Below are 23659 nucleotides of genomic sequence, written 5' to 3'. Positions count from 1 at the left end.
CCTGAAGCACCATGAAAATCCTGCCCTACTCCAGCGCCGCACGGTGGATCCTGCTCGCGAGTGCCCTGCTCGTGATCACGCATGGCACCTTTTCGTTCGGCCAGAAATCGCCACCCAATATTGCGCCTATCCATCTGGCGGCCGATGCACTCTATACCCAGGATTCCGGGCAGAAACCCACGCTCACCCTGGCATTGTCGGTGGAGTTTCCGACCGTGGGTGCGCAGTACCGAGATCTTTATGACCCGTCGCAGGAGTACATCGGCTATTTCGATTCCAACAGTTGCTATCGGTACGTCAATGCCGCTTCGGAGGATGACCGCCGTTTCGAACGCATCGGGCCCGCATCGTCGCGTCAGTGCGGGGGGACGGGGTTCAGTGGCAGCTTCATGAACTGGGCTTCCAGTTCGGCCATCGACATATTGCGTTTCGGCCTCACGGGAGGGGATCGGATCGTGGATACCCCGGACACCACGGTGCTACAGCGTGCCGTGCTTCCCGTCGATTTCTGGACGGACGGCTTACGCTTCCCCAAGAAGTCCGTATCGAATGACATCGCCCGGACAGTGTTCCCGAGCAGCCTGCTCGGAGACCACAACGGCCCTGTTTACATCAGCAATTGCTTGAACAGGATATTTTTCAGCAATGCGGCGGAAACCGGCTATTGCGTGGTGCCCATGTTCGCCAATAGCCTCGGGGCACAGAAATCGACCCCTGCCAGATACAGGGGGCCGGCGTCGGGTTCATCGATCCTTTCGACGGACATGTTCTTCACTCGCGTCAAGGTATGTGATTCCAGTGGCCCGGCCCTGGTGGATCCCAGGGATTATCTGTGCAAGAAATACCCCAGTGGCTACTACAAACCCGTGGGCAACCTGCAGAAATATAGCGACCGCCTGCGGGTGGCCGCGTTCGGGTATTTGATGGATGACGGAACCACCCGCTACGGGGGGGTTCTTCGCGCACCGATGACCTTTGTGGGATTGAAGGCCGTAGATAGCGATGGCAATGCCGTCAAGGGAGCCAATCCTTATGCGGAGTGGGACGGGGATACGGGTGTTTTCGCCGTCAATCCCCGCAGTGCCAGCGAAGGAAAAAGCGGGGTCATTAATTATCTTAATATGTTCGGCCGGACGGGTCCCACCCCCGGTGTTTACAAGCGTTCCGATCCGCTCGGGGAGCTTTATTACGAATCATTACGTTATCTCCAGGGCCTGCAACCCACCAGCCAGGCAGTTTCGACCATCGACACGGACACGCGCGATGGTTATCCTGTATATACATCGTGGAACGATCCGTTCGAGGGCGGTTCCAGCACGAAGAACTACGCTTGCCTGCGCAACAGCATCGTGCTCATCGGAGACAAATTCACCCATGCCGATAAATCCCTTCCCGGAAATAGATTGCTTGGAAACGATGATTTCAACCGGGTAAGCGAAGTCAGTCCGAGCAATAACATTCCCAATCTGGTGGACTGGACCAAGGTGGTGGGGGGGTTTGAATCCGGGAATGCCGTGCCCTATCTGGATGGTAATGGAGCCAGTCAGGCTTCCAGTAATCCCACGGACGTGAAAGATTCCTCCTTGTGGGGGCTGGAAGCCAAGAAGACCGGTGCAACTGGAACGGCTGCGTATTATGTTGCAGGTGCTGCATATTGGGCGCATACCCATGATATTCGTGGTACCCAATGGACTCAGACAGAAAAGCAGCGCCCCGGAATGAGAGTGACGACTTACGTTCTGGATGTCAATGAAAAGGACAACAGCAACGATCTGCAGATCCGTCAGCAGTCCCAGCTTTTTCTGACCGCCAAATACGGTGGATTCAACGATCCCGATGGGGATGGGAATCCCTTCACGCCTGCGACGTTAAAGGGTGAATTCAATAGCCGGCACTGGCAGAAGAGCGACAGCTCTGGCGACGCCAAGACCTATTTTCTTGCCAGCAACTCGCAAGCAGTGCTCAAGGCGCTCGACGATATTTTCGCTTCGGCCACGAAGAGCGCCAACACAATTTCGGCACCGGCCGCGTCGACGAAGCAGCTCACGACGGACGATGGCCATGTGTATATCGGTAGATTCGATCCTGAATTCTGGTCGGGCGATGTCATCCGTACGCCCATCCGGGCCGGGGCCAGCGGTGGCGTGGTGCAAGGGGATGAGTCCGACATGGTTTCCGCCGCATCCTTGCTGGATGCGCTGAGTGATGCCCAGACGGTCCAGCAGCGAAAGATCTTCGTCGGTAAATCCACGAACACGCTGACGGGGTATGCCACGGAATTCAGCTGGGGTTCCATCGAATCCGCGCTGCAAGGCCATCTGAGCAAGCCCACAGCCACGGCCTCCTCCGACAAGCTGGGGCAGGACCGGCTCAATTTCATCCGGGGCTATCGGGCGCTGGAAGGAACGACGTTCCGCCAGAGAGGCTCGCGCATGGGAGACATCATCAATTCTGCGGTGGTCTATTCGGGCGCTCCGTCCCGGAAATTCAGCACGCCCGAATACAGAAACTTCTACGGCGCCCAGAAGAACCGGGCTCCGGCGGTATTCGTGGGAGCCAATGATGGGATGCTGCATGCGTTCGATGCCACCAGCATGAAGGAACTCTTTGCTTACATTCCCAGTTGGCTGGGGCCCAAGCTGTCGCTGCTGACCGCCGTCGACTACAACTCGAGCAGGCATACCAGTTATTTCGACGGTACCCCCATCGTCGGCGAAGCTCAGGTGGGCAATGACTGGAAAACCGTGCTGGTGTCCGGCACGGGCGGGGGAGGGCAAGGCGTCGTCGCTCTGGATATCACCAATCCAGCGAATTTCTCCAAGGATAAGGTGCTGTGGGAATTCACCCACGCCAATGACCCTGATCTCGGCAACGTCGTCGGGACACCCAAGATCATGAAGATCCGGACCAGTCCGAAAGGCGCCAACTCCAAGGTATACAAATGGTTTGCTGTAGTCCCGGGCGGAATCAACAACTACGTGGATGATGGAGCGGGGAGTTACAGCACCACTGGATCTCCTGCGCTCTTTCTTTTGGACCTCAGTAAGTCCACTTCGGACCCCTGGAGTCTGGGAAGAAACTATTTCAAGATATCGCTTCCGTTCACCAATAACTTGCGATCGGGGACCCAGGAGGTGGATTCGGATGGTGCGGGAACCGGGCGGGCGAAAGCGACAGGCCTTATCAATTTCGAAGCCACCAGCGACGAGAATGGCGGGGTTCAGTATTTCTATTTCGGAGACCTTCATGGCCAATTCTGGAAGCTGGACATGAACGAGGCCAATCTTTCCAGCACCGCCTCCTCCGGATGGGATCTCGCGCGGCTGTCCTATTTCAAGAAGGATAGCACTACCCCCACCCCGATGTACATCGCCAGGACGGCAGATGAAAAGGCGCAGCCGATCAGCATGATGCCCTCCATCGCATTTGGTCCCGAAGGCTCTTATCTGATCGGCTTCGGCACCGGGAAATATCTTGAGGCCGCGGACAACGTCATCAACGCAGCCACGCAGGTGCAATCGTTCTATATGTTGTATGACTCGCCCGGTGATAACCAGATAGATACACGCGGTGAATCTCGTTTCAATGGGCGAACCCGCTTGCAGCAGGCGACGGTCAGCAATTCGACCATTATCAACAGCCCCTTCATCTGGGCGCCACCTCGTCAGGTTGGTCCAGGTGCGGGAGGGGTGAGTAAAAGAGCAGGATGGTTCATGGATTTCCCCAATGGCGGCCCGGGTGGGGGAGAGCGGCAAGTCACCAACGCTGTCCTTTTCGGAAGGCAGATAATGTTCACTAGTCTTCTGCCATCCTCCAAGGCAGCCAGTGCCTGTGGCGGGGGGGCGAGCTATACCTATACAGCAAATATCGCTTCCGGGCAGGGGGATGTTTCGAATATCACTGCCGCTTCGCAAGGCGCGCCGATTATCTTCGGATTAACAGCAACTACTTCCGTCAGCGACTCTACTGGTTTGAGGAAGAAAATGGAAACTATAGTCCTCGGCAGGCCATCTGCAAATGGTGAAAACAGACTCTCCATTTCGGATGTCAAGACCGCAGAAACCGTTGTTGGTCGGCTCTCGTGGCGGCAGATCAACAATTATCGGGAACTGAAGGGGAAATAGGAGAATGTAATGTCTGAAATGAAGCAAAAGGGATTTACGCTCATCGAGCTGATGATCGTGGTCGCCATCATCGGTGTTCTCGCGGCTGTTGCTTATCCCTCGTACATGGAGTCGATGAGAAAATCCAAGCGGACCGAAGGCCGCAATGCCCTCATCGTGTTCCTGCAGCAGCAGGAACGGTATATGACCCAGAACAACACTTATCTGGCTCTCAATGCGGGCGCCGAGGACGCTCCGTTCAGGACCCATTCAGGAAGCAGCGGCAGCAGCAAGGAGGCATCCTATCTGATCGGTGCCCGCGCCTGTGGAGGGCAGGCGATCAAGGATTGCGTGCAGGTATTCGCCACCCCGCAGTACAACGAGCCGGCGCTCAGGGAAATCAATATCACCAGCCTGGGGGTCCGGGGCTGCAGTGGCGTCAACAACTCCGTTTGCTGGCAGTAGCGATCATGCAAAGCAAACGCCACCTCCAGGGTTTTACGCTGATCGAGCTCATGGCCACGCTGTCCATCGTCGCGATTCTCGCCATGGTGGCTGCCCCGAGCTTCGGCGATGCCCGGCGCAACTCCGAACTCACCAGCATCGCCAACAACTATCTGGCTGCCCTCAATACCGCCAGGTTCGAGGGCATGAAGAAAAATGCCAACGCGCTGATCATCCCCGTCTCGGGGGACACCAACTGGGCCAAGGGATGGATGATCTTCGTGGATATGAACATGGACGGAAAGTACGGCGCCGGAGATGTGCTTGTCCAGCAGTACGACGCGCCGCCGAGCTACATTGGCATCACCGCTTCCAGCGGAGGAACGGCGGCCGAGTCCCCTTCGAGCTACATCCTGTACGACGGCTCTGGCTTCGCGAAGACGTCCTCGGGTGGCTTTGGTTCCAACACGATCCAATTCGAGCGGACCGACGTGGCCAGCACCCAGTACAGCCAGATCCGACGGATCAAGGTCTCGCCCAGTGGCCGGGTGCGGGTCTGCACGCCGGTTTCCAACTCGGATTCCACCTGCGCCGCTGGCAAGGACGACTGATACCAATGGAGCGGCATTTACATCCTGTGATGCGGGCTAGGGGATTTCACTAGCCAAATGAACGCATAAAAGTATTGGTACCCCGCCATCCGGTACCGATCGCCGCCGCGCTGCTCGCCAGAATGGACGCCACGGCCGCACCACAGCGGCTGCGCGACAACCATTCCAGGAGACGAACATGCAGCGCTTTCCGAAAACCGGCGTGGCCCTGGCCTTCTGTGCGGCCGCCGGCCTCGCCCAGGCCGCCACCGAACTCGTCATCGCCACCGTGAACAACGGCCACATGATCGAGATGCAGAAGCTCACGCCGGCGTTCGAGAAAAGCCACCCCGACATCCGGCTCAAGTGGGTGACGCTGGAGGAGGGCGTGCTGCGCCAGCGCGTGACCACCGACATCGCCACGAAGGGCGGCCAGTTCGACGTGATGACCGTGGGCATCTACGAGGTGCCGATCTGGGCGAGGAAGGGCTGGCTGCTGCCCATCGCGACCGATGCGGCCTACGACGCCGACGACCTGCTGCCCACGATCCGCGAGGGCCTGTCGCAGGACGGCAAGCTCTACGCCTCGCCGTTCTACGGCGAGAGCTCCATGCTCATGTACCGCAAGGACCTGGCCGACAAGGCCGGCATCGCGATGCCGGCGCAGCCCACCTGGGAGCAGGTGAAGGCTTTCGCCGCCAAGGCGCACGACCCGAAGGCCGGCGTCTATGGCATCTGCCTGCGTGGCAAGCCGGGCTGGGGCGACAACATCGCGCTGCTGACCACCATGGTGAACACCTGGGGCGGCCAGTGGTTCGACATGCAGTGGAAGCCGCAGATCGACACGCCGCCGTGGCGCCAGGCGATCGGCTTCTACGTCGATCTCATGAAGGCCTACGGCCCGCCGGGCGCGGCCTCCAACAGCTTCAACGAGAACCTCGCGCTCTTCAACGAGGGCAAGTGCGCTGCCTGGGTGGACGCCACCATCGCGGCTTCGTTCGTGAGCGACCCGAAGCAGTCGAAGGTGGCCGACAAGGTGGCCTACGCGGCCGCGCCGGTCGCCACCACGCCCAAGGGCGCGAACTGGCTCTGGACCTGGAACCTGGCCATTCCCGCCAGTTCGAAGAAGGCCGATGCCGCGCAGACCTTCGTGAAGTGGGCCACGTCCAAGGAGTACGTGCAGCTCGTCGCCAAGACGCACGGCTGGCACGCCGTGCCCACCGGCACGCGCCAGTCCACGTACGCGAACCCCGAGTTCCAGAAGGTCGCGGCCTTCGCGGCGGCCGAGAAGCGCGCCATCGACAGCACGCGCCTGAACGACGCCACGCTGCCGCGCTCGCCCTACGTCGGCGTGCAGTACGCCGCCATCCCCGAGTTCCAGGCCATCGGCATCGCCGTGGGCCAGCAGATCAGCGCGGCGCTCTCGGGCAAGGCGACGGTGGAGCAGGCGCTCAAGACCTCGCAGACCCTCGCCGAGCGCGAGATGAAGAAGGCCGGCTACTACAAGTGACGCGTGAAGCGGCCGCGCGGTGGCGCTGCCGCCCCTGCCTGCCAGGACCGATGCCATGACCCGTCTCCTTCCCCGCGCGCTGATGGCGCCGGCGGTGGCCGCGCTGCTGTGCTGGATGCTCGTGCCGCTGCTGATGACGATCTATTTCTCGCTCGTCAACTACAACCTCATGCAGCCGGGCGAGCATGCCTTCGCCGGCTGGAGCAACTACGCGTTCTTCGTCACCGACCCGGACTTCATTCCGGCGGTGCTGAACACGCTGCTGTTCCTCGCGAGCGTGGTGGCGATCACGGTGGTGCTGGGCGTGCTGCTGGCGCTGCTGGTGAACGAGCCCTTCCCGGGCCGGGGCATCGTGCGGGTGCTGCTGATCTCGCCGTTCTTCGTGATGCCCGCGGTCAACGCGCTGCTGTGGAAGCACATGATGATGAACCCGATCTACGGCGTGCTGGCCAGCGTCTGGAAGGCCTTCGGGCTGCAGCCGGTGGACTGGCTCACCGAGGTGCCGCTGCTGTCCATCATCGTGATGGTGGCGTGGCAGTGGCTGCCTTTCGCGTGCCTGATCTTCATCACCTCGCTGCAGTCGCTGGACCGCGAGCAGATGGAGGCCGCGCGCATGGACGGCGCGAACGCGCTGCAGCGCTTTCGCTACCTCACGCTGCCGCACCTCGCGCGGCCCGTGGCGGTGGTGGTGATGATCGAGATGATCTTCCTGCTCTCGGTGTTCGCCGAGATCGCGATCACCACGGCCGGCGGCCCCGGCAACGAGAGCACCAACCTCACCTACCTGATCTACAAGCAGTCGCTCATGAACTTCGACGTGGGCGTGGCCTCGGCGGGCGCGCTGTTCGCGGTGGTGCTGGCCAACATCGTCTCGTTCTTCCTGGTCCGCATCGTGGGCCGGAGCCTGGACTGAAAGGAGCGCCCGATGCCGATGCCCGCACGCATTTCCCCCGGCACCCTGCTGCGCACCGCCGTGGCCTGGGGCGCGGCCCTGCTGCTGTTCTTCCCGCTGGGCTGGCTGTTCCTCACGGCCTTCAAGACCGAGCTGCAGGCGATCGCCGTGCCGCCGCATGTCTTCTTCGAGCCCACGCTCGCGAATTTCGGCGAGGTGCAGCGGCGCAGCGATTACCTGCTGTATGCGCGCAATTCGCTCATCACGAGCCTGGGCTCGACGCTCATCGGCCTGGCCGTCGCGGTGCCCGCCGCGTACTCGATGGCGTTCTTCCGCACGCGGCGCACGCGCGACATCCTCATGTGGATGCTCTCCACCAAGATGATGCCGGCCGTGGGCGCGCTGCTGCCGGTCTACGTGCTCGCCCAGACCGCGGGCCTGCTCGATTCGCTGACCGCGCTCACGGTGGTGTTCACGCTCTCCAATCTGCCCATCATGGTGTGGATGCTCTACAGCGCCTTCAAGGACATCCCGCACGAGATCCTGGAGGCCGCGCGCATGGACGGCGCGGGCCTGTGGACCGAGTTCCGCTACCTCGTGCTGCCGCTCGCCGCGGGCGGCATCGCCTCCACGGGGCTGCTGTGCCTGGTGCTGAGCTGGAACGAGGCGTTCTGGGCGCTCAACCTCAGCAGCGCGAAGGCGGGCACGCTCGCCACGCTGATCGCCTCGTATTCGAGCCCCGAGGGCCTCTTCTGGGCCAAGCTGTCGGCCGCCTCGCTGATGGCCATCGCGCCCATCGTGGTGTTCGGCTGGTTCAGCCAGAAGCAGCTCGTGCAGGGCATGACCTTCGGCGCCGTCAAGTAAGGAGACCGGTCCATGGCCTATCTGCAACTGCAGGACATCCGCAAGAGCTTCGGCGACGCGCACATCATCCAGGGCGTGGAGCTGTCGATCCAGCAGGGCGAGTTCGTCGTCTTCGTGGGCCCCTCGGGCTGCGGAAAATCCACGCTGCTGCGCTTGATCGCCGGGCTGGAGCCCGCCACGGGCGGGCGCATCACGCTCGACGGCCGCGACATCACGCACGTGCCCTCGGGCCGGCGCGACCTCGCGATGGTGTTCCAGAGCTACGCCCTCTATCCGCACATGAGCGTGTTCGACAACATGTCCTTCGCGCTGCGGCTCGCGGGCGTGCCGAAGGACGAGATCCGCCGCAAGGTGGAGCAGGCCGCCGGCGTGCTCAACCTCGTGCCTTACCTGCAGCGCACGCCCCGCGAGCTGTCGGGCGGGCAGCGCCAGCGCGTGGCCATCGGCCGCGCCATCGTGCGCGCGCCCAAGGTCTTCCTGTTCGACGAGCCGCTCTCCAACCTCGACGCCGCACTGCGCGGCAACACGCGCGTGGAGATCCACAAGCTGCACAAGGCGCTGGGCGCGACCACGATCTACGTCACGCACGACCAGGTGGAGGCGATGACGCTCGCCGACCGCGTGGTGGTGTTCCGCGACGGCCGCATCGAGCAGGTGGGCTCGCCGCTCGAACTCTACGACCGCCCCGCCAACCGCTTCGTGGCGCAGTTCATCGGCATGCCGTCGATGAACCTCATCGCGGCGGAGCGCGTGCCCGCGATCGCCGCGGCGGCCGGCGCGCACCTGCCCGTCGACGGCATGCTGGGCGCGCGCCCCGAGTCGCTGCGCGTGCTGGCAGGCGGTGGAGGGCCGCCGCCGCTCTCGGTGCCCGGCCGCGTCGAGCTCATCGAGTCGCTGGGCGCCGACACGCTCATCCACGTGGACCTGGACGGCGTGCCGGTCATCGCGCGCCAGGGCGAGCGCACGCCGCTCGCGGCGGGCGACGCCGTCGCGGTGGCGTTCGATGCGCGCGCGCTGCACTGCTTCGACCGCGACGGCCGCGCGCTCGCGCCGGCCTGAACGCCGCCCGTTCCCTTCTTCGTTCCTTCAGCCCCCATGCCCGAGACCACCGACGTGACCGCCGCTTCCTCCACCCCCCGCTTCACGGTGCTGCACCTGGGCCTGGGCTCCTTCCACCGCGCGCACCAGGCGGTGTATCTGCAGCGGCTCATCGACGCGGGCGATGCGCGCTGGTCGCTCTCGGGCGCCAACCTCCGCCCCGACATGGCCGACACGATCGCGGCCCTGGCCGCGCAGGGCGGGGCCTACACGCTGGAGACCGTCTCGCCCGCGGGCGAGGTGCGCTACCAGCGCATCGGGGCGATCCGCGAGGTGATCCCCTATGCGCCCGGCATCGCGGCCGTGGTGGCGCGCGGCGCCGACCCGGCCACGCGCATCGTCTCCTTCACCGTGACCGAAGCCGGCTATGCCTTGGACGATGCGGGCCGGCTCGACATGCGCGCGCCCGAGGTGGCGGCCGACCTCGATCGCGCGCGGCAGGGCCTGGCGGGCGAGACGATCTACGGCGCCGTGTGCGCCATCTTGCGCGCGCGCCGGGATGCGGGGGCCGGGCCGCTCACGCTGCTCAACTGCGACAACCTGCGCCACAACGGCGACCGCTTCCGCGCGGGCCTGCGCGACTTCATGGCCCACGCGGGCCTGGACGAACTGGCCGCCTGGGCCGAGGCGCACACCAGTTGCCCGAACGCGATGGTGGACCGCATCACACCGCGCCCGCCGCCCGAGCTGCGTGAGCGCGTGCGCGCGGCCACGGGCTGGGACGACGCCGCGCCGGTCACGGCCGAGAGCTTCCTGCAGTGGGTGATCGAAGATCGCTTCATCGCCGGCCGCCCCGACTGGGAGCGCGTGGGCGTGCAGATGGTGGCGTCCGTCGCGCCCTACGAAGAGGCCAAGATCCGCATCCTCAACGCCAGCCACAGCGGCATCGCCTGGGCCGGCACGCTCGCGGGGCTGCGCTTCATCCACGAGGGCACGCGCACGCCCGCCATCCGCCAGATGGCCTGGGACTACGTCACGCACGACGTGATCCCCTGCCTCTCGCGCCCCGGCGCGCCCGGCCCGGTGGACCTGCCCGCCTACCGCGACGTGGTGCTGGAGCGCTTCGGCAACCCGGCCATCCGCGACACCAACCAGCGCGTGGCGGCCGACGGCTTCGCGAAGATCCCCGGCTTCATCGCGCCCACCGTGCGCGAGCGGCTCGGAGAGAGCCAGCCCATCGACAGCGTGGCGATGCTGCCCGCGCTGTTCCTGGCCTTCCTGCAGCGCTGGCGCCACGGCCTGCTGCCCTGTGCCTACGAAGACCAAGCCATGGACCCGGCGGCGGCCCGCGCGATCTGCGACGCGGCCGACCCCGTGGCCGCGCTCTGCGCCGATGGGGCGCTCTGGGGCCCGCTCGCGGGCGATGCGCGGCTGGTCGAGGCGGTGCGGCGCGCCAGCGCGCGCGTGGCGGCGTTCCTCGCGGGCTGAACGGAGCGGGGAAAGGAAAGGCATGCGCATCGCATTCATCGGCGAATCGCTGATCGACTTCACCGCCACGGGCGGCCTGGCCTTCCAGGGCCATCCGGGCGGGGCGCCCGGCAACTGCGCGGTGGCCGCCGCGCGGCTGGGGCAGCCCACGGGCTATGTCTCGCAGCTCTCGCGCGACCTGTTCGGCGAGCGGCTCTTCGCCCACCTGCGGGACAACGGCGTGGACATGCGCTTCGTGCTGCGCAGCGACGCGCCTTCCGCGCTGGCCTTCGTCGAGCGCGGCGCGGGCGGCGCCAACTGCTATGCCTTCTACCTGCAGGGCACGGCCGACACGCTGTGGTCGCCGGCCGAGCTGCCCGTGCTGCCGCAGGAATGCCGCTTCGTGCAGTTCGGCTCCATCGCGCTGCTGAACGACCCGGCGGCCACGCGCATCGTGGACCTCGTGGCTGCGCAGCGCGGCCGGCGCGTGGTGGTCTTCGACCCCAACGTGCGGCCCTCGCTGATCCCCGACCTTGTGGCCTGGCGCGCGCGCTGCCAGGGCTGGATGGCCCTGGCCGACCTGGTCAAGCTGAGTGACGAGGACGCGGCGGCGATCTCGCCGGGCCTCGCGCCCGAAGAGGCCGCCGCCCGCTACCTCGCCCTGGGCCCGCGCGCCGTGGTGCTCACGCGCGGCGCCGAGGGCGCGGTGCTCTGCCGCCCGGGGCAGCCGCCCCTGGCCGTGCGCCCCCCGGCCGTGCCGGTGGTGGACACCATCGGCGCGGGCGACACCTTCGGCGCGGCCCTGGCCGTGGCCCTGCTGGAGGCGGGCGTGGCGCAGGCCGAAGACTTGGCCGCGCTGCCCGGCGATGCGTGGCGGTCCGCGCTGCGCTTCGCCGCCACGGCCGCCGCGCTCAACTGCGCCCGCGAAGGCGCCGACCCTCCGCTGCGCGCGGCGCTGGACGCCGCCCTGCGCGCCGGGGCCGGCGGTGATACCGTGGCGCTCCATCCTCCGCACCGATGACCGCCATGGCCTCCCCGCGTGCCCGCCTGCCCCGCCAGCGCCAGCCCGAACTGGAGCACGACTTCGCCCGCTCGCCCGCCCTCGGCTATGAGGACGCCGAGGACACGGGCCTCGTGCGCTGCCTCGCGCACGGCGTGCCCAGCCCGCTGGTGCGCTGGCACTTCCATGAAGAGTACGAGCTGCACCTGATCACCGAAACCTCGGGCCGCGCCTTCGTGGGCGACTGGATCGGGCCCTTCGGGCCCGGCCACCTCGTGCTCTGCGGACCGCGCCTGCCGCACAACTGGGTCTCGCTCGACGTGCCCGAGTGCGGCGCGCCGGGGCGGGACCGCGTGATCCAGTTCAGCGACGCGCCCCTCGTGCGCGCGGCCGAGGCCATCCCCGAGCTGCGCGAGGTGCTGCCGCTGCTGGACCGCGCGCGCCACGGCATCGAGTTCTTCGGCATGGCCGCCGCCGCGCAGGCGCACTGGGACGCCGTGAAGGCCAGCCGGGGCCTGCGCCGCTTCGCCGTGTTCTGCGACTTCCTGGCCGAGCTGGCCGAATGCACCGACTACCGCCTGCTCTCCACCGTGCAGATGCAGGGCGTGGAGGGCGAGGCGCAGCTGGACCAGATCGACCGCATCGTCAACCGCCTCCTGGCCGACGTGGCCGAGCCCATCCGCCTCGCCGCCGTGGCGGCCGAGCTGGGCATGAGCGAGAGCCGCTTCAGCCGCTTCTTCCGCCGCTCCACCGGCAACAGCTTCACCGACTTCGTGAACCGGCTGCGCATCAACAGCGCCTGCCACCTGCTGATGCAGACCGACCACTACGTGACCGACATCTGCTACCAGGTGGGCTTCAACAACGTCGCCAACTTCAACCGGCGCTTCCTGGAAATCAAGGGCATGACGCCCACCGAATTCCGGCGCCAGGCCGAGAGCCGCTTCGGAGGGTGATGCCGGTGGTTGCTTCTGTTTTGATAGCAAAGTATCCAATGAAATCGGCGACATTCCGGGGTTTTCATCCATGAGCGGCATGTTCCTCGGCCTGGACCTGGGTACCTCGGAGCTGAAGGCGCTGTTGCTGCGCGACGACCACCGCATCGTCGGCATGGCGCGCGCGCCGCTGGCCGTGGACCGGCCGCGGCCGCTGTGGTCCGAGCAGGCGCCGGCGCAGTGGGCGCAGGCGCTCGAAGCGGTCATGCGCGACCTGCGCGCGGCGCATGCGCCGGCGCTGCGCGGGGTGCGTGCCGTGGGGCTTTCGGGCCAGATGCACGGCGCCGTGCTGCTGGGCGCGCAGGGCGAGGTGCTGCGCCCCGCCATCCTCTGGAACGACGGCCGCAGCGCCGCGCAGTGCGCGGCCCTGGCCCGTGCCGTGCCGCAGCTCGGCGACATCGCCGGCAACCTCGCCATGCCGGGCTTCACGGCGCCCAAGCTGCTCTGGGTGCGCGAGCACGAGCCCGAGGTGTTCGCGCGCACCGAGCGGGTGCTGCTGCCCAAGGACTGGCTGCGACTGCACATGACCGGCGAGGCCGTGAGCGACCCCTCCGACGCCGCCGGCACGCTCTGGCTGGACGTGGGCCGCCGCGACTGGTCCGACACGCTGCTGGCCGCCACGGGGCTCACCCGCGCGCACATGCCGCGCCTCGTCGAGGGCAGCGCGCCGTCGGCGCGGCTGCGGCCCGAGCTGGCTGCGCGCTGGGGGCTGGGCGAGGGCGGCGGGGAGGGCGTGCTGGTGGCCGGCGGCGGCGGCGACAACGCCGCCAGCGCCGTGGGCATGGGCATCGTCGCGGTGGGGCAGGGCTTCGTCTCGCTCGGCACCTCGGGCGTGATCTTCGTCGCCACCGACCGTTTCGCACCCGACCCCGCGCGCGCCGTGCATGCGTTCTGCCACGCGCTGCCGGGGCGCTGGCACCAGATGTCGGTCATGCTCTCGGCCGCCGGCGCCGTCACCTGGGCCACGCGCTGCCTGGGCCTGCCGGACGAGGCCGCGCTGCTGGCCGAGGCCGCGCGCGTGGAGCCTGTCGCGCGGCGCCAGGCGCCGCTCTTTTTGCCCTATCTGTCGGGCGAGCGCTCGCCGCACAACGACGCCCACGCCCAGGGCGTGCTCTTTGGCCTCACGCATGCGCACGGCCGGGCCGACATGGCCTATGCCGTGGCCGAGGGCGTGGCGCTCGGCCTGCGCGACGGGCTCGATACCCTGCAGCCCCCCCGGGATGCCCTGGCGCTGGTGGGCGGCGGCGCGCGCAGCGCCTGGTGGGCGCAGTTGCTGGCCGATGCGCTGGAGGTGCCGCTGGCCCTGGCCGAGGGCGGCGAGGCCGGCGCGTCCCTGGGCGCCGCGCGCCTGGCGTGGCTGGCGCACGGCGGCACCGAGGCGCAGGCCTGCCCGCCGCCCGCCATCCGCCAGCGCTTCACGCCCCGCGCCGCCGAGGCCGCGCTGCTGCGCGAGCGCCATGCGCGCTTCCGGGCCCTCTACCCCGCGCTGCGCGCCTCTTTTCCCGGGATTTGAATGAAACCGGGGCCACGTCGCCGTGTTTGCTGAATAGTTTGCTATTTAAATAATAGCGAATGGATCGCGATCCAGGGCACAGGCATGGGCGGCCGTGCTCCATGGAAAAAGCCCCGGGGGCCTTGCGGCCCGCGGGGCTTTTTCGGGGTGGATGGCGCGCCGGGGCACGCCGTCCGGGGCTGGATTACATGCCCATGCCGCCCATGCCGCCCATGTCGGGCATCGCGGGAGCCGGTGCGTCGTCCTTCGGAGCCTCGGCCACCATGGCTTCGGTCGTCAGCAGCAGCGAAGCCACGGAAGCGGCGTTCTGCAGGGCCGTGCGGGTCACCTTCGTCGGGTCCAGAATGCCCATTTCGAGCATGTCGCCGTAGGTGTCGTTGGCGGCGTTGAAGCCGTAGTTGCCCTTGCCGCCCAGCACGGCGTTGACCACCACCGAGGGCTCGCCACCGGCGTTGGCCACGATCTCGCGCAGGGGCGCTTCGATGGCCTTCAGGATCAGCTTGATGCCGGCGTCCTGGTCGGCGTTGTCACCCTTGATCTCGCCCACGGCCTGCTTGGCGCGCAGCAGGGCCACGCCACCGCCGGCCACGATGCCTTCTTCCACGGCAGCGCGGGTGGCGTGCAGCGCGTCTTCCACGCGGGCCTTCTTTTCCTTCATCTCGACTTCGGTGGCTGCGCCGACCTTGATCACGGCCACGCCGCCGGCCAGCTTGGCCACGCGCTCTTGCAGCTTCTCGCGGTCGTAGTCGCTGGTCGCTTCCTCGATCTGGATGCGGATCTGCTTCACGCGGGCTTCGATGTCGGCAGCGGCACCGGCGCCATCGATGATGGTGGTGTTTTCCTTGCCCACTTCGATGCGCTTGGCCTGGCCCAGGTCGGCCAGCGTGACCTTCTCCAGCGTCAGGCCCACTTCCTCGGCGATCACCTTGCCGCCCGTCAGGATGGCGATGTCTTCCAGCATGGCCTTGCGGCGGTCGCCGAAGCCGGGCGCCTTCACGGCCACGACCTTCAGGATGCCGCGGATCGTGTTCACCACCAGGGTCGCCAGGGCTTCGCCATCGACTTCTTCGGCAATGATCAGCAGCGGACGGCCGGCCTTGGCGACCTGCTCCAGCGTGGGCAGCAGGTCACGGATGTTGCTGATCTTCTTGTCGAACAGCAGCACGAAGGGGTTGTCCAGCAGGGCGGCCTGCTTTTCGGGGTTGTTGATGAAGTAGGGCGACAGGTAGCCGCGGTCGAACTGCATGCCTTCCACGACATCCAGCTCGTTGTCCAGGCTCTTGCCGTCTTCCACGGTGATCACGCCTTCCTTGCCGACCTTGTCCATCGCGTCGGCAATGATCTTGCCGATGGACTCGTCGGAGTTGGCGGAGATCGAGCCCACCTGGGCGATTTCCTTGGAGGTGGTGGTGGCCTTGGAGACCTTCTTCAGCTCGGCGACCAGGGCCGTCACGGCCTTGTCGATGCCGCGCTTCAGGTCCATCGGGTTCAGGCCGGCGGCCACGTACTTGGAGCCTTCGCGCACGATGGCCTGGGCCAGCACCGTGGCGGTCGTCGTGCCGTCACCGGCGTTGTCGCTGGTCTTGGAAGCCACTTCCTTCACGAGCTGGGCGCCCATGTTCTGCAGCTTGTCCTTCAGTTCGATTTCCTTGGCCACGGACACGCCGTCCTTGGTCACGGTGGGGGCGCCGAAGGAGCGCTCGAGCACCACGTTGCGGCCCTTGGGGCCCAGGGTCACCTTGACGGCGTTGGCGAGGATGTTCACGCCTTCAACCATGCGCGCGCGGGCTTCGCCGCCGAAAACTACGTCTTTTGCTGCCATTTTGTTTCTCCGGATTCAGTCAACAGGGAGTTGGGAACTGCGATGGATTACTTCTCGACGACCGCGAACAGGTCGTCTTCCTTCATCACCAGCAGCTCGTCGCCATTCACCTTGACGGTCTGGCCCGAATACTTGCCGAACAGGACGCGGTCGCCGACCTTCACGCTGAGCACGCTCAGCTCGCCCTTGTCGTTCTTCTTGCCAGGGCCCACGGCCAGCACTTCACCTTGATCAGGCTTCTCGGCAGCGTTGTCGGGGATCACGATGCCGGAGGCGGTCGTGGTTTCGCTTTCAATGCGCTTGACGATCACGCGATCGTGCAGGGGGCGAAGGTTCATTGCATCTCTCCTGATTCAATAAGGACTGCGACATCGACAAGGCGCCCGCGGGGGCGGGCGTCGGGATCTTCAGCGGCCGTGTCCCACAGGATTGCTAGCACTCGTCCGCTTCGAGTGCTAATGATACGGGCATTTATTGGCGTTTCAAGAGCCCGGGTTGCAACCAAAGCGCACGGCCTCGGCACGTGCGGAACGCCACTGTACTTTCGTTTTTCCGCCATTCAACTTTAGATTTTGGAAGCCTGCGACCGTGAACCTGAAGGGCACTTCGTATGAACGCCATTTAGCCGATCGTCAACGACAGACGCTTAGATAGGAAGTGGGCAGCCGCTTACTTTTCTCTCGGCCACGGCGGTTGTATTTCACGGACAGCTACAGGCTGATCGGTGTCATTCGCGGCCGGAGGCCTGAGCGGCTGCTTTGTCCAGCACCGGCCATTCGACGGGCGGCGCTGCGTACGGCCGCTGCACAGCTGAGACCGGCCTTTCGTCCGTTGCGAGCTTGACCCGCTCCTGAATGGCCGGTCTAGCGCAGTTCGATTGGGCGGACCGACCCTTGCGGATGATGGCCGGCCCTTTACCGTCACTCCGGCCGCTGCAATGTCCCGAGCAGGTTCGAGACCCCGACTCTCCGGGAGAGCATTGATCCAGGCAGATGGCGACCATGTGATCAATGCAGCATCTGTGACATGCTCGCGGTACAAGGGCCACTCGATAGCGGCCACGCTCGGAAAACGCAAGGGAGGAGACTTGTGACGAAGCAACTGACGCTTCTGTTGGACACCAACGTCCTGATACCGCTTCAGGACTCGTACCTGGCATTGAGCGACAGCTTGGCTAGCTTTCATCGCCTCGCCTTGGTGGGCGGTCACCAACTGGTCTACCACCCGGCAAGCCTTGCCGACTTCGAGCGGGATTCGGACGCCGACAGGCGCGCCCGGAACTTGCAGCACGTGCGCCGGTATCCCTCGCTGGAAAGCCCAGCGAAATGCCCGTGGAACACGGCAACCATCGGCCAAAATGATGCCTGCGACAACGAGATTCTGTATGCGCTTCAATGCGATGCCGCCCATGCGCTGGTTACCGAAGACAGAGGTCTCTTGGCCAAAGCTCGCGCGCGTGGGCTTGCAGATCGAACGTATACGATCCAGACCGCAGAGGATTGGCTTCGTCGGCTACATCAGCCGCACGACGTCTCCCTTCCCAACATCCAGGACGTCCCTCTGCACAGCCTGACGCCCGACCTTTCGAGCGCCTTCTTCGAGAGCCTTCGAGAAGGCTATCCACCCTTCGACGAATGGTTCCGAGACAAGGCACGAGAAGGCAGAAAGGCATGGGTCTACCGCGACGACGACCATTCGCTCAGCGCAATCTGCGTGTATGCCATACAGACGGACGAACGGATCACCGACGACGGACAACGGTTGGCCGGCCGAGCCTTAAAGCTCTGCACCTTCAAGGTCGGTGAGGCAGTACGGGGCCGGAAGATCGGCGAGCTCTTTCTGAAGGCCGCCTTTCGGTACGCGACCGATAATGCGTGCGAGCATGTCTTCATCCATGCGGACATTGAGAAGCATGGCTATCTCGTCAACCTCCTTGTGGACTTCGGATTCGAGGATCGCGGTACATTCGGCCGTGATCAGATGTTCGTGAAGGTTCACCCCAGATCGGCTCCGCCGGGATCTGGCTGGTCCCCTTTCGAGTATGTGCAGCGCTTCTTCCCGCACTACCAGTCTGGCTCCGAGGTGCGGAAGTTCCTGGTTCCCATCCAAAGCGGCTTCCATCAAATCCTGTTTTCGGACTACCAGGGGTTCCAGACGCTCCTGTTCCCGTCCGGCGGCAACATAGGCAACGCGATCAAGCTGGCCTACCTGTGCCACGCGGCGACCAAGGAAATTCGCGCCGGGGACCTGCTGCTTTTCTACAGATCCGGCGACGAACAGTGCGTGACATCTCTCGGCGTGGTCGAACGATTCGAGGTCCTCGACGATGCAGCGAAAATCGCCAGCCTTGTGCGTCGGCGGACTGTGTACAGCATCAAGCAAATCGAAGAGATGGCCGTGGAGCCCACCAAGGTCGTTCTCTTCAGGCTCGTCGAGCATCTGCCGAACCCTGTGTCCTATCAACGTCTCCAGGATGACGGCGTGGTCACTGGCAACATTCAATCAATAACCAAAATTTCCGATGTCGCGTTTTCTACAGTGCTTAGAGCCGCAGGGCGCTAAGGTGGTCTTGCTGTCGGTCAAGCCCCGATTCGCCGACCAGATCATGGCAGGCACCAAGCGCGTGGAGTTCCGCCGGTCCTGGGCCAAGCAGCCCGTTGGACTATTGTTGATCTATTCAAGCTCACCGATTCAGCGACTCGTCGGCCTTGTCGACGTCGATGGCGCGGTCATAGGTTCTCCGGCAAAAGTTTGGGCCGCGTGCGCCAGCCGAGGGCCAGGCTTAGCGCGCAAGGAACTGTTGAGCTACTTCGAAGGCAAGTCCGAAGCCCACGGCATTTTGCTCGGCGAAGTCACCAAGCCGCCACAACCGATCGCACCGAAATCAGTCTTCAAAGGTTTTCGTGCGCCGCAGTCGTTCCGATACCTAAGCAACGCCGAGTTGCGTCGCGTGGGCAAGAAATTCGGCTTGCAGGAAGAAGCCTGATGACGATCTTCATTGGCGGTATGCATGGCGTGGGTAAGACTCATCTCGCAAAGCCGGCGGCGGACCGGATGAAGCTCGTGTATGCGAGCGCAAGTCAACTCATTCGCACTGAGCGCGGCCTAGCTTCATGGAGAACCGACAAGGTCGTCTCGGATGTAAACGCGAATCAGCAGGCTCTAGTCTCCGCGGCCCGACGTATCCATGAAGGAGGAATCACGCTTGTGCTTGACGGGCACTTCGTCCTCCGCGCGGCGTCGGGGCGGCACCAGCAGATCCCTCTTGATGTATTCGCAGACCTGAAGTGCGCAGCGGTCATCCTTCTTCAAGCGCCGGCCTCTGTTGTACTGGCTCGCCTAAGCGGACGCGGAGATCACAGCTGGACAGAGGATGAAGTTATAGCGTTCAGCGCCGCGGAGTTGGATCACGGCTCGGCAGTCGCCGCTTCGCTTCGGGTCCCCTTGTTGTCGCTTGAGTCACCGAGCCCCGAAGAATTCGAGGCGTGCCTCCGGCGGGTTGTCGGATAACTCACACGCAGGTGTCCTCGGCACGTACGCGTTCGCAAGCACTCAGGCCACGTCTGGCGGGCCACCATCCGTCTCGATTAACTCCAGATAGTCCAGTAACGCCGACGGGCCGCGGTTTGCGTACTTGTCCCAGAACATGTCTGGCTGGCGATACCGAAGGCCGGCGAACGTGAATGCAGACGGATCCACTGTTATGTCCCCGGAGTTGTGCTCGGGATGTGCCTCGCGAAAGGCACAGTAGTAGGCGACCCGAGGTTCCATACCAGCGTAGCGATGTGGAAGACCCAGCGAACGGAGGTGCTGGAAATGGTCGTCGTACATGATGGCAAGCGACGTGAGGCCTGCACGTGAGTAGGAGTCGCCTCGCAAGACAAGCCGATCGATGGTCTCAGCATCTACAACTGCTCCGCGTCGGCGAACCATTGCGAATAGCTGATCGGCGACTGCGTTTCCTTCGTAGGTCCCGCGCATGCGATCACCGAGTTTGATGGCTTCGTCGATCACGGCGTTGAGACCTGCTCGTCCAAGACCATCGGCGCATGATGCCAAGGCATCGGCCAGCACAAGCACCATGTGCCTGTCCCCAATCGCGGCTGCGGCATGCAGGGCATCGCGTAGGCTGAGCGCTAGCTGCGAGCTACCCTCCCAGCGCGCAATCTTCTTCAGTTCACCGTCAAGTCCAGCGGCGACAGTGTGAGACTCGGGCACCCATGCCGTCCAGGACACTTGCTCGGTCAGCAAGGGACTGCCGGTCACGCGTTGAGCAAGCAACCAGTCTTGTAGCCAGAGATACCAAGCCTCTTTGGAAGTTGTGTCAACGCGAACCAAGATGAGCGGGTATCGACACGCATCCGCGTACTCAAGGTACTTTCGTTCGATGGTGAACTTGATCGCCCCGTCCCGCCGTTCTACCTGCTCCGATGATTTGACTTGGACCTTCAGGATGTCACCGGAAACGCTGGGGTCAGTTATCTCAAACTCGGCGTCGATGCCGAAGTCTTCGATGAGCTCTCGCGACAACCAATGCGGATGGTCCTCGACGTGGGCAAGGAGCCACTTCTGTCCCTGTGAACCGGTCTTCTGACTTGAGCTTCTGTCCGCCATGTCGGGACTGTAGCCTGACGTCTACTTTGGAAGTCTTCAGTGGCGCTGATGCGTAAGACAGCGGTTAACACATACGGTGCGCGGGGGACCGCAGACGCTGCAGAGCCGAAGCCCATCGAGCTTCGGCTTGAGGCTTGTCAGAGACATTCGACAAAGAGTTGCGAATGTCGGCGTCGGCAACATCCGGCCATTGGTGCCTGGGTGGTGGAATACAGAGGAGGTGCGAGGCGGATCCTAAGTTCGCACCGGCTTGACAATAGCCACCCAAGCGGCCCAAGGCCTACGTGGCTTCTGGGCTGTATGCGCGCAGTTGCCATGAACCACCATCACAATTCGTCCGAATGAACGGTTCCGGAATCGACACAAGTGCCCTACTGACAATGTTGGGCCTCATCGCTGCGGTTTGGGCGTTAGTACCTCCCACTGCCAGGCTCAGCTTCCAGCTCAGTCTGTCGCGGTTCGATTGGGCAATCATCTGGGGAACGCTGTTCGCGATCCACGCGCTGTATTTCGAGCCGGTGCTGCGCGACCGAGGGCTTTATTTGGTCATTGGGTCGTGGCGCTGGGGCTTCGACAAAGGAGGAGCGCAGTACCTGCTCTTTCTGGTGCTTGCCGGATTCGTCTACCTGCGGTCGCGTCGAACACGTTTGAATCGCAGAAACCTTCCCCTCTTCGAAAAGCTGGCAACCTCCCTGCTTCATTCCCGCAAGTTCGAGGAGCTTGCAACCCTTCTGGATCACCATCTCGATGCGACGCTGGCTTTTGCAAATGCGGAAAGCATTCGTGGTCGAGTTGAGATTTGGTTGCAGCCGTCTCTGCCCCCAATCGTCATGGCCAAGGGTAAAGGCGGGCGAATTACGATTCGTTCTGCAAGCCAGAGCAGACTTGCTCGACTTGGGCGTTGGCTCAGAACAAAGGCAGCGCAAGCAATTAGCCCGGCTCAAGAGCCTCGCCAACAAGCCCGAATAGTCGTACGAACATTGTTGTCATCGAGAGATTTCGTCGCCTATTTGGCTTTGGCCAGGCCCTACCTGTGCCTCAACGTGGCAGAGCGGGCGGGAATGATCCTCGAGGAATTCGAGGGCGAGTTCTTCGAGGCAATGCTGGCCAACGAAGGCAGCGTTCTCTACTCCGAGTTGAAGAACAGCCAGAACCTCAATGGCGGAGAGGGGCATCGGCGTTCAATTCCGGAGGAAAACCGGCTGTTGGCGTTCTATCTCAAGGATGTAACGGTCGCTGCCAAGCTTGACGTGTACCGCTCCTTGGGTGAAGTGGTCTTGTCGCGGATCGACGCCGATGATGCGTTGCTGGCCAAGTTGAACGGCCCAATGTTCACGTACCGGGATGCTGGCAAGTACCGATGCCCGGTCTTTACTGGGATCAGCTTCTTCGAAATCATGATCCTCGAAGGGTTGCATCAACGCATCCCTGACCATCTTTGGCTTCACTATTTCCCCCACTTCAGCCGAAAGCTTGTCTCGCGAGCCAGGGACCTTCGGCCAGACGACCAGAACCACGAGTTCCCGACGCCGCTCTGTTACTTGCTCTACGAACTGGTCGCTGCCTCCAGGGACTGGATAGACGACGGAATTCGCCTTACGGAAGGTGATGCCTTGGTTGACCCCGAGGCGCGGGACGGCATGCACATCCTCATCTCGTTTGAAGCAGCCCAGGCAATGGGTCGCATCTTGGAGCCGATCTTGTGCGCGCCTCAGCTCACGCAAGGTTTGAAGGTCGAGCTATTGACGGTGGCGGTGCGGATGCTTGCAGAACTGCGCCACTACCCACGACTGGCGCGTCTCGAATCAGCACTGCGTGAGAGCTTGATTACGCCATACGACACCTCAATCAATGCCCGCTATGTGAGTGAGCTTCGCAGAAGCTTTGGCGAGGTGGATCATGTGCTCAGAGCCAAGCTGCGGAACTTCGATCGCGCGTTGGCGGAGGCCGAGGATAAGGCGCGGGGTTGGTAGGCGAGTGATGCCGCGGTCGCCGCAGGAGTGTCTTGTCCGAACTAGGATCAGGCGCAGAGTAGTTTGTTGAATTTTCCAGACTGGCGGTGCTACGCTGCGGTTCATCATCGACTCGCAGTCCAGGGGGCGACCCGGTTGACAGCAATACGACCGAGACCGTGAGTTCAGTGTGAGCGGCCGATAGGCAGCAACCGCTGCCGAACGGCCACTGAGGGCTGCGGCGGCTACGACCGCAGTGGGTCGAGAGTGCAGGGAAAGAAGCCTCATCGACGGGCGCCAAATGGCGAAGGCGAGGTCTGCGGCCGGTGCGGCTCGCAAAGCTGACGTTCGCACGCCCCACGGTCGCCACGACCAGTGACCGCTTGGCGTCAGCAAGCGTGAGGTCGGTTCTCGCGCACGACTGACCGAGAACGCTGCGGAGCCGTCGGTCGCATTCGCCAAGACGGCTTCAGACTGGGAGCTGTAGGTCACCGGATCGACGCTGAATGACTGCTTTGATAAAGAGTACAGCTTGTTCTTATCCTTCGTGCGCTGGGTCAGGATGCGACTGGTGCGTTGCAGCAACTCCTGCACCTTGGCCTTGGCCGCCTCAGGCAGCGTGTACAGTTGACGATCCACCTCGCGGTGGACCCGGCCCACTCGGGTACGCAACGTGCGCAGGGCCTTCTTCATGCGCTTGAACTGCTTGGCGTGCGCGTAGCGCCCGATCTGTGCGGCCAGGCGCGGGGCCACCCGGTTGTAGTTCTGGCGCAGTCGCAGCCCGTTGTCCTTGGCCACCTTCACCAGGTGCTGGCGGCTCTTGTCCAGCAGCCGGCTGTCGGTGGGATGGGCGAT

18 protein-coding genes and 1 pseudogene are annotated in these 23659 nt (G+C 64.1%); 15 read left to right on the top strand and 4 right to left on the bottom strand.

Annotated features, from left to right (window positions below; translation table 11 throughout):
* Window positions 1-11 precede the first annotated feature (11 nt).
* From AX018_RS20080 to xylB, 11 genes are all read left to right on the top strand, one after another.
* Window positions 12-4124: a pilus assembly protein gene (locus tag AX018_RS20080; RefSeq protein ID WP_111881005.1), complete on the top strand. Its 4113-nt coding sequence runs from the start codon at window positions 12-14 to the stop codon at window positions 4122-4124.
* A gap of 9 nt (window positions 4125-4133) precedes the next feature.
* Window positions 4134-4568 (top strand): type IV pilin protein, encoded by a 435-nt coding sequence (locus AX018_RS20075; RefSeq protein ID WP_111881002.1) that lies wholly within the window; start codon window positions 4134-4136, stop codon window positions 4566-4568.
* 5 nt (window positions 4569-4573) lie between these two features.
* Window positions 4574-5158 (top strand): GspH/FimT family pseudopilin, encoded by a 585-nt coding sequence (locus AX018_RS20070; protein WP_111881000.1) that lies wholly within the window; start codon window positions 4574-4576, stop codon window positions 5156-5158.
* Window positions 5159-5336: 178 nt separating this feature from the next.
* Window positions 5337-6647 (top strand): ABC transporter substrate-binding protein, encoded by a 1311-nt coding sequence (locus AX018_RS20065; protein WP_111880997.1) that lies wholly within the window; start codon window positions 5337-5339, stop codon window positions 6645-6647.
* A 55-nt stretch (window positions 6648-6702) separates the two neighbouring features.
* Complete coding sequence (locus tag AX018_RS20060) at window positions 6703-7560, top strand: carbohydrate ABC transporter permease (protein ID WP_111880995.1); 858 nt, start codon at window positions 6703-6705, stop codon at window positions 7558-7560.
* 18 nt (window positions 7561-7578) lie between these two features.
* The gene (locus AX018_RS20055; RefSeq protein WP_111881044.1) at window positions 7579-8403 is read left to right on the top strand and encodes a carbohydrate ABC transporter permease; all 825 of its coding nucleotides are present in this window, start codon (window positions 7579-7581) and stop codon (window positions 8401-8403) included.
* 12 nt (window positions 8404-8415) lie between these two features.
* Window positions 8416-9462: an ABC transporter ATP-binding protein gene (locus AX018_RS20050; RefSeq protein ID WP_111880992.1), complete on the top strand. Its 1047-nt coding sequence runs from the start codon at window positions 8416-8418 to the stop codon at window positions 9460-9462.
* A gap of 36 nt (window positions 9463-9498) precedes the next feature.
* Window positions 9499-10929, top strand: coding sequence for a D-arabinitol 4-dehydrogenase (gene dalD, locus AX018_RS20045; RefSeq protein WP_111880989.1), 1431 nt, complete (start codon window positions 9499-9501; stop codon window positions 10927-10929).
* Between the two features lie 22 nt (window positions 10930-10951).
* Window positions 10952-11929, top strand: a complete 978-nt coding sequence (locus AX018_RS20040; protein WP_111880988.1) for a carbohydrate kinase family protein — start codon at window positions 10952-10954, stop codon at window positions 11927-11929.
* A gap of 5 nt (window positions 11930-11934) precedes the next feature.
* A complete protein-coding gene (locus AX018_RS20035) occupies window positions 11935-12864 on the top strand; it encodes an AraC family transcriptional regulator (RefSeq protein ID WP_111881041.1) in 930 nt (309 codons plus the stop codon).
* A gap of 79 nt (window positions 12865-12943) precedes the next feature.
* Entirely contained in the window at window positions 12944-14416 is a 1473-nt protein-coding gene (xylB, locus tag AX018_RS20030; protein WP_111881038.1) for a xylulokinase, read from the top strand.
* A 184-nt stretch (window positions 14417-14600) separates the two neighbouring features.
* Here xylB and groL read toward each other — a convergent pair whose 3' ends face one another.
* Both groL and AX018_RS20020 read right to left on the bottom strand, forming a co-directional pair.
* Window positions 14601-16238: a chaperonin GroEL gene (groL, locus tag AX018_RS20025; RefSeq protein WP_111880987.1), complete on the bottom strand. Its 1638-nt coding sequence runs from the start codon at window positions 16236-16238 to the stop codon at window positions 14601-14603.
* 47 nt (window positions 16239-16285) lie between these two features.
* A complete protein-coding gene (locus AX018_RS20020) occupies window positions 16286-16576 on the bottom strand; it encodes a co-chaperone GroES (protein ID WP_013593381.1) in 291 nt (96 codons plus the stop codon).
* Between the two features lie 751 nt (window positions 16577-17327).
* Between AX018_RS20020 and AX018_RS20015 the strand changes: the two genes are divergently transcribed.
* Genes AX018_RS20015 through AX018_RS20005 form a run of 3 tightly spaced genes read left to right on the top strand, consistent with a single transcriptional unit; the run spans window position 17328 to window position 19748 of the window.
* Entirely contained in the window at window positions 17328-18800 is a 1473-nt protein-coding gene (locus tag AX018_RS20015) for a GNAT family N-acetyltransferase (protein ID WP_111881036.1), read from the top strand.
* Window positions 18760-19224 carry an ASCH domain-containing protein gene (locus AX018_RS20010; RefSeq protein ID WP_111880985.1) on the top strand — a complete coding sequence of 155 codons (465 nt, stop codon included), beginning with the start codon at window positions 18760-18762 and terminating at the stop codon, window positions 19222-19224. The genes AX018_RS20015 and AX018_RS20010 overlap by 41 nt, the downstream gene beginning before the upstream one ends.
* Window positions 19224-19748 carry an ATP-binding protein gene (locus tag AX018_RS20005; protein ID WP_111880983.1) on the top strand — a complete coding sequence of 175 codons (525 nt, stop codon included), beginning with the start codon at window positions 19224-19226 and terminating at the stop codon, window positions 19746-19748. Before AX018_RS20010 ends, AX018_RS20005 begins: the two co-directional genes overlap by 1 nt.
* 42 nt (window positions 19749-19790) lie before the next feature.
* On the opposite strand, the gene AX018_RS20000 is transcribed toward AX018_RS20005, so the two are convergent.
* A complete protein-coding gene (locus tag AX018_RS20000) occupies window positions 19791-20852 on the bottom strand; it encodes a DUF4365 domain-containing protein (RefSeq protein ID WP_111880980.1) in 1062 nt (353 codons plus the stop codon).
* Window positions 20853-21193: 341 nt separating this feature from the next.
* Here AX018_RS20000 and AX018_RS24935 point away from each other — a divergent pair, with 341 nt between their 5' ends.
* Window positions 21194-22825: a hypothetical protein gene (locus AX018_RS24935; protein ID WP_146749377.1), complete on the top strand. Its 1632-nt coding sequence runs from the start codon at window positions 21194-21196 to the stop codon at window positions 22823-22825.
* Between the two features lie 498 nt (window positions 22826-23323).
* Here AX018_RS24935 and AX018_RS19995 read toward each other — a convergent pair.
* Window positions 23324-23659, bottom strand: a pseudogene (locus tag AX018_RS19995) (IS5/IS1182 family transposase); the annotation flags it as partial.

Origin of the sequence: Paracidovorax anthurii (genome assembly GCF_003269065.1) — a bacterium.
In the GTDB taxonomy this organism is placed as follows: Bacteria; Pseudomonadota; Gammaproteobacteria; order Burkholderiales; family Burkholderiaceae_C; genus Paracidovorax; species Paracidovorax anthurii.
The sequence above is the reverse complement of the archived record's forward strand: the minus strand, read 5'-3'. Positions and strand labels throughout refer to the sequence as shown.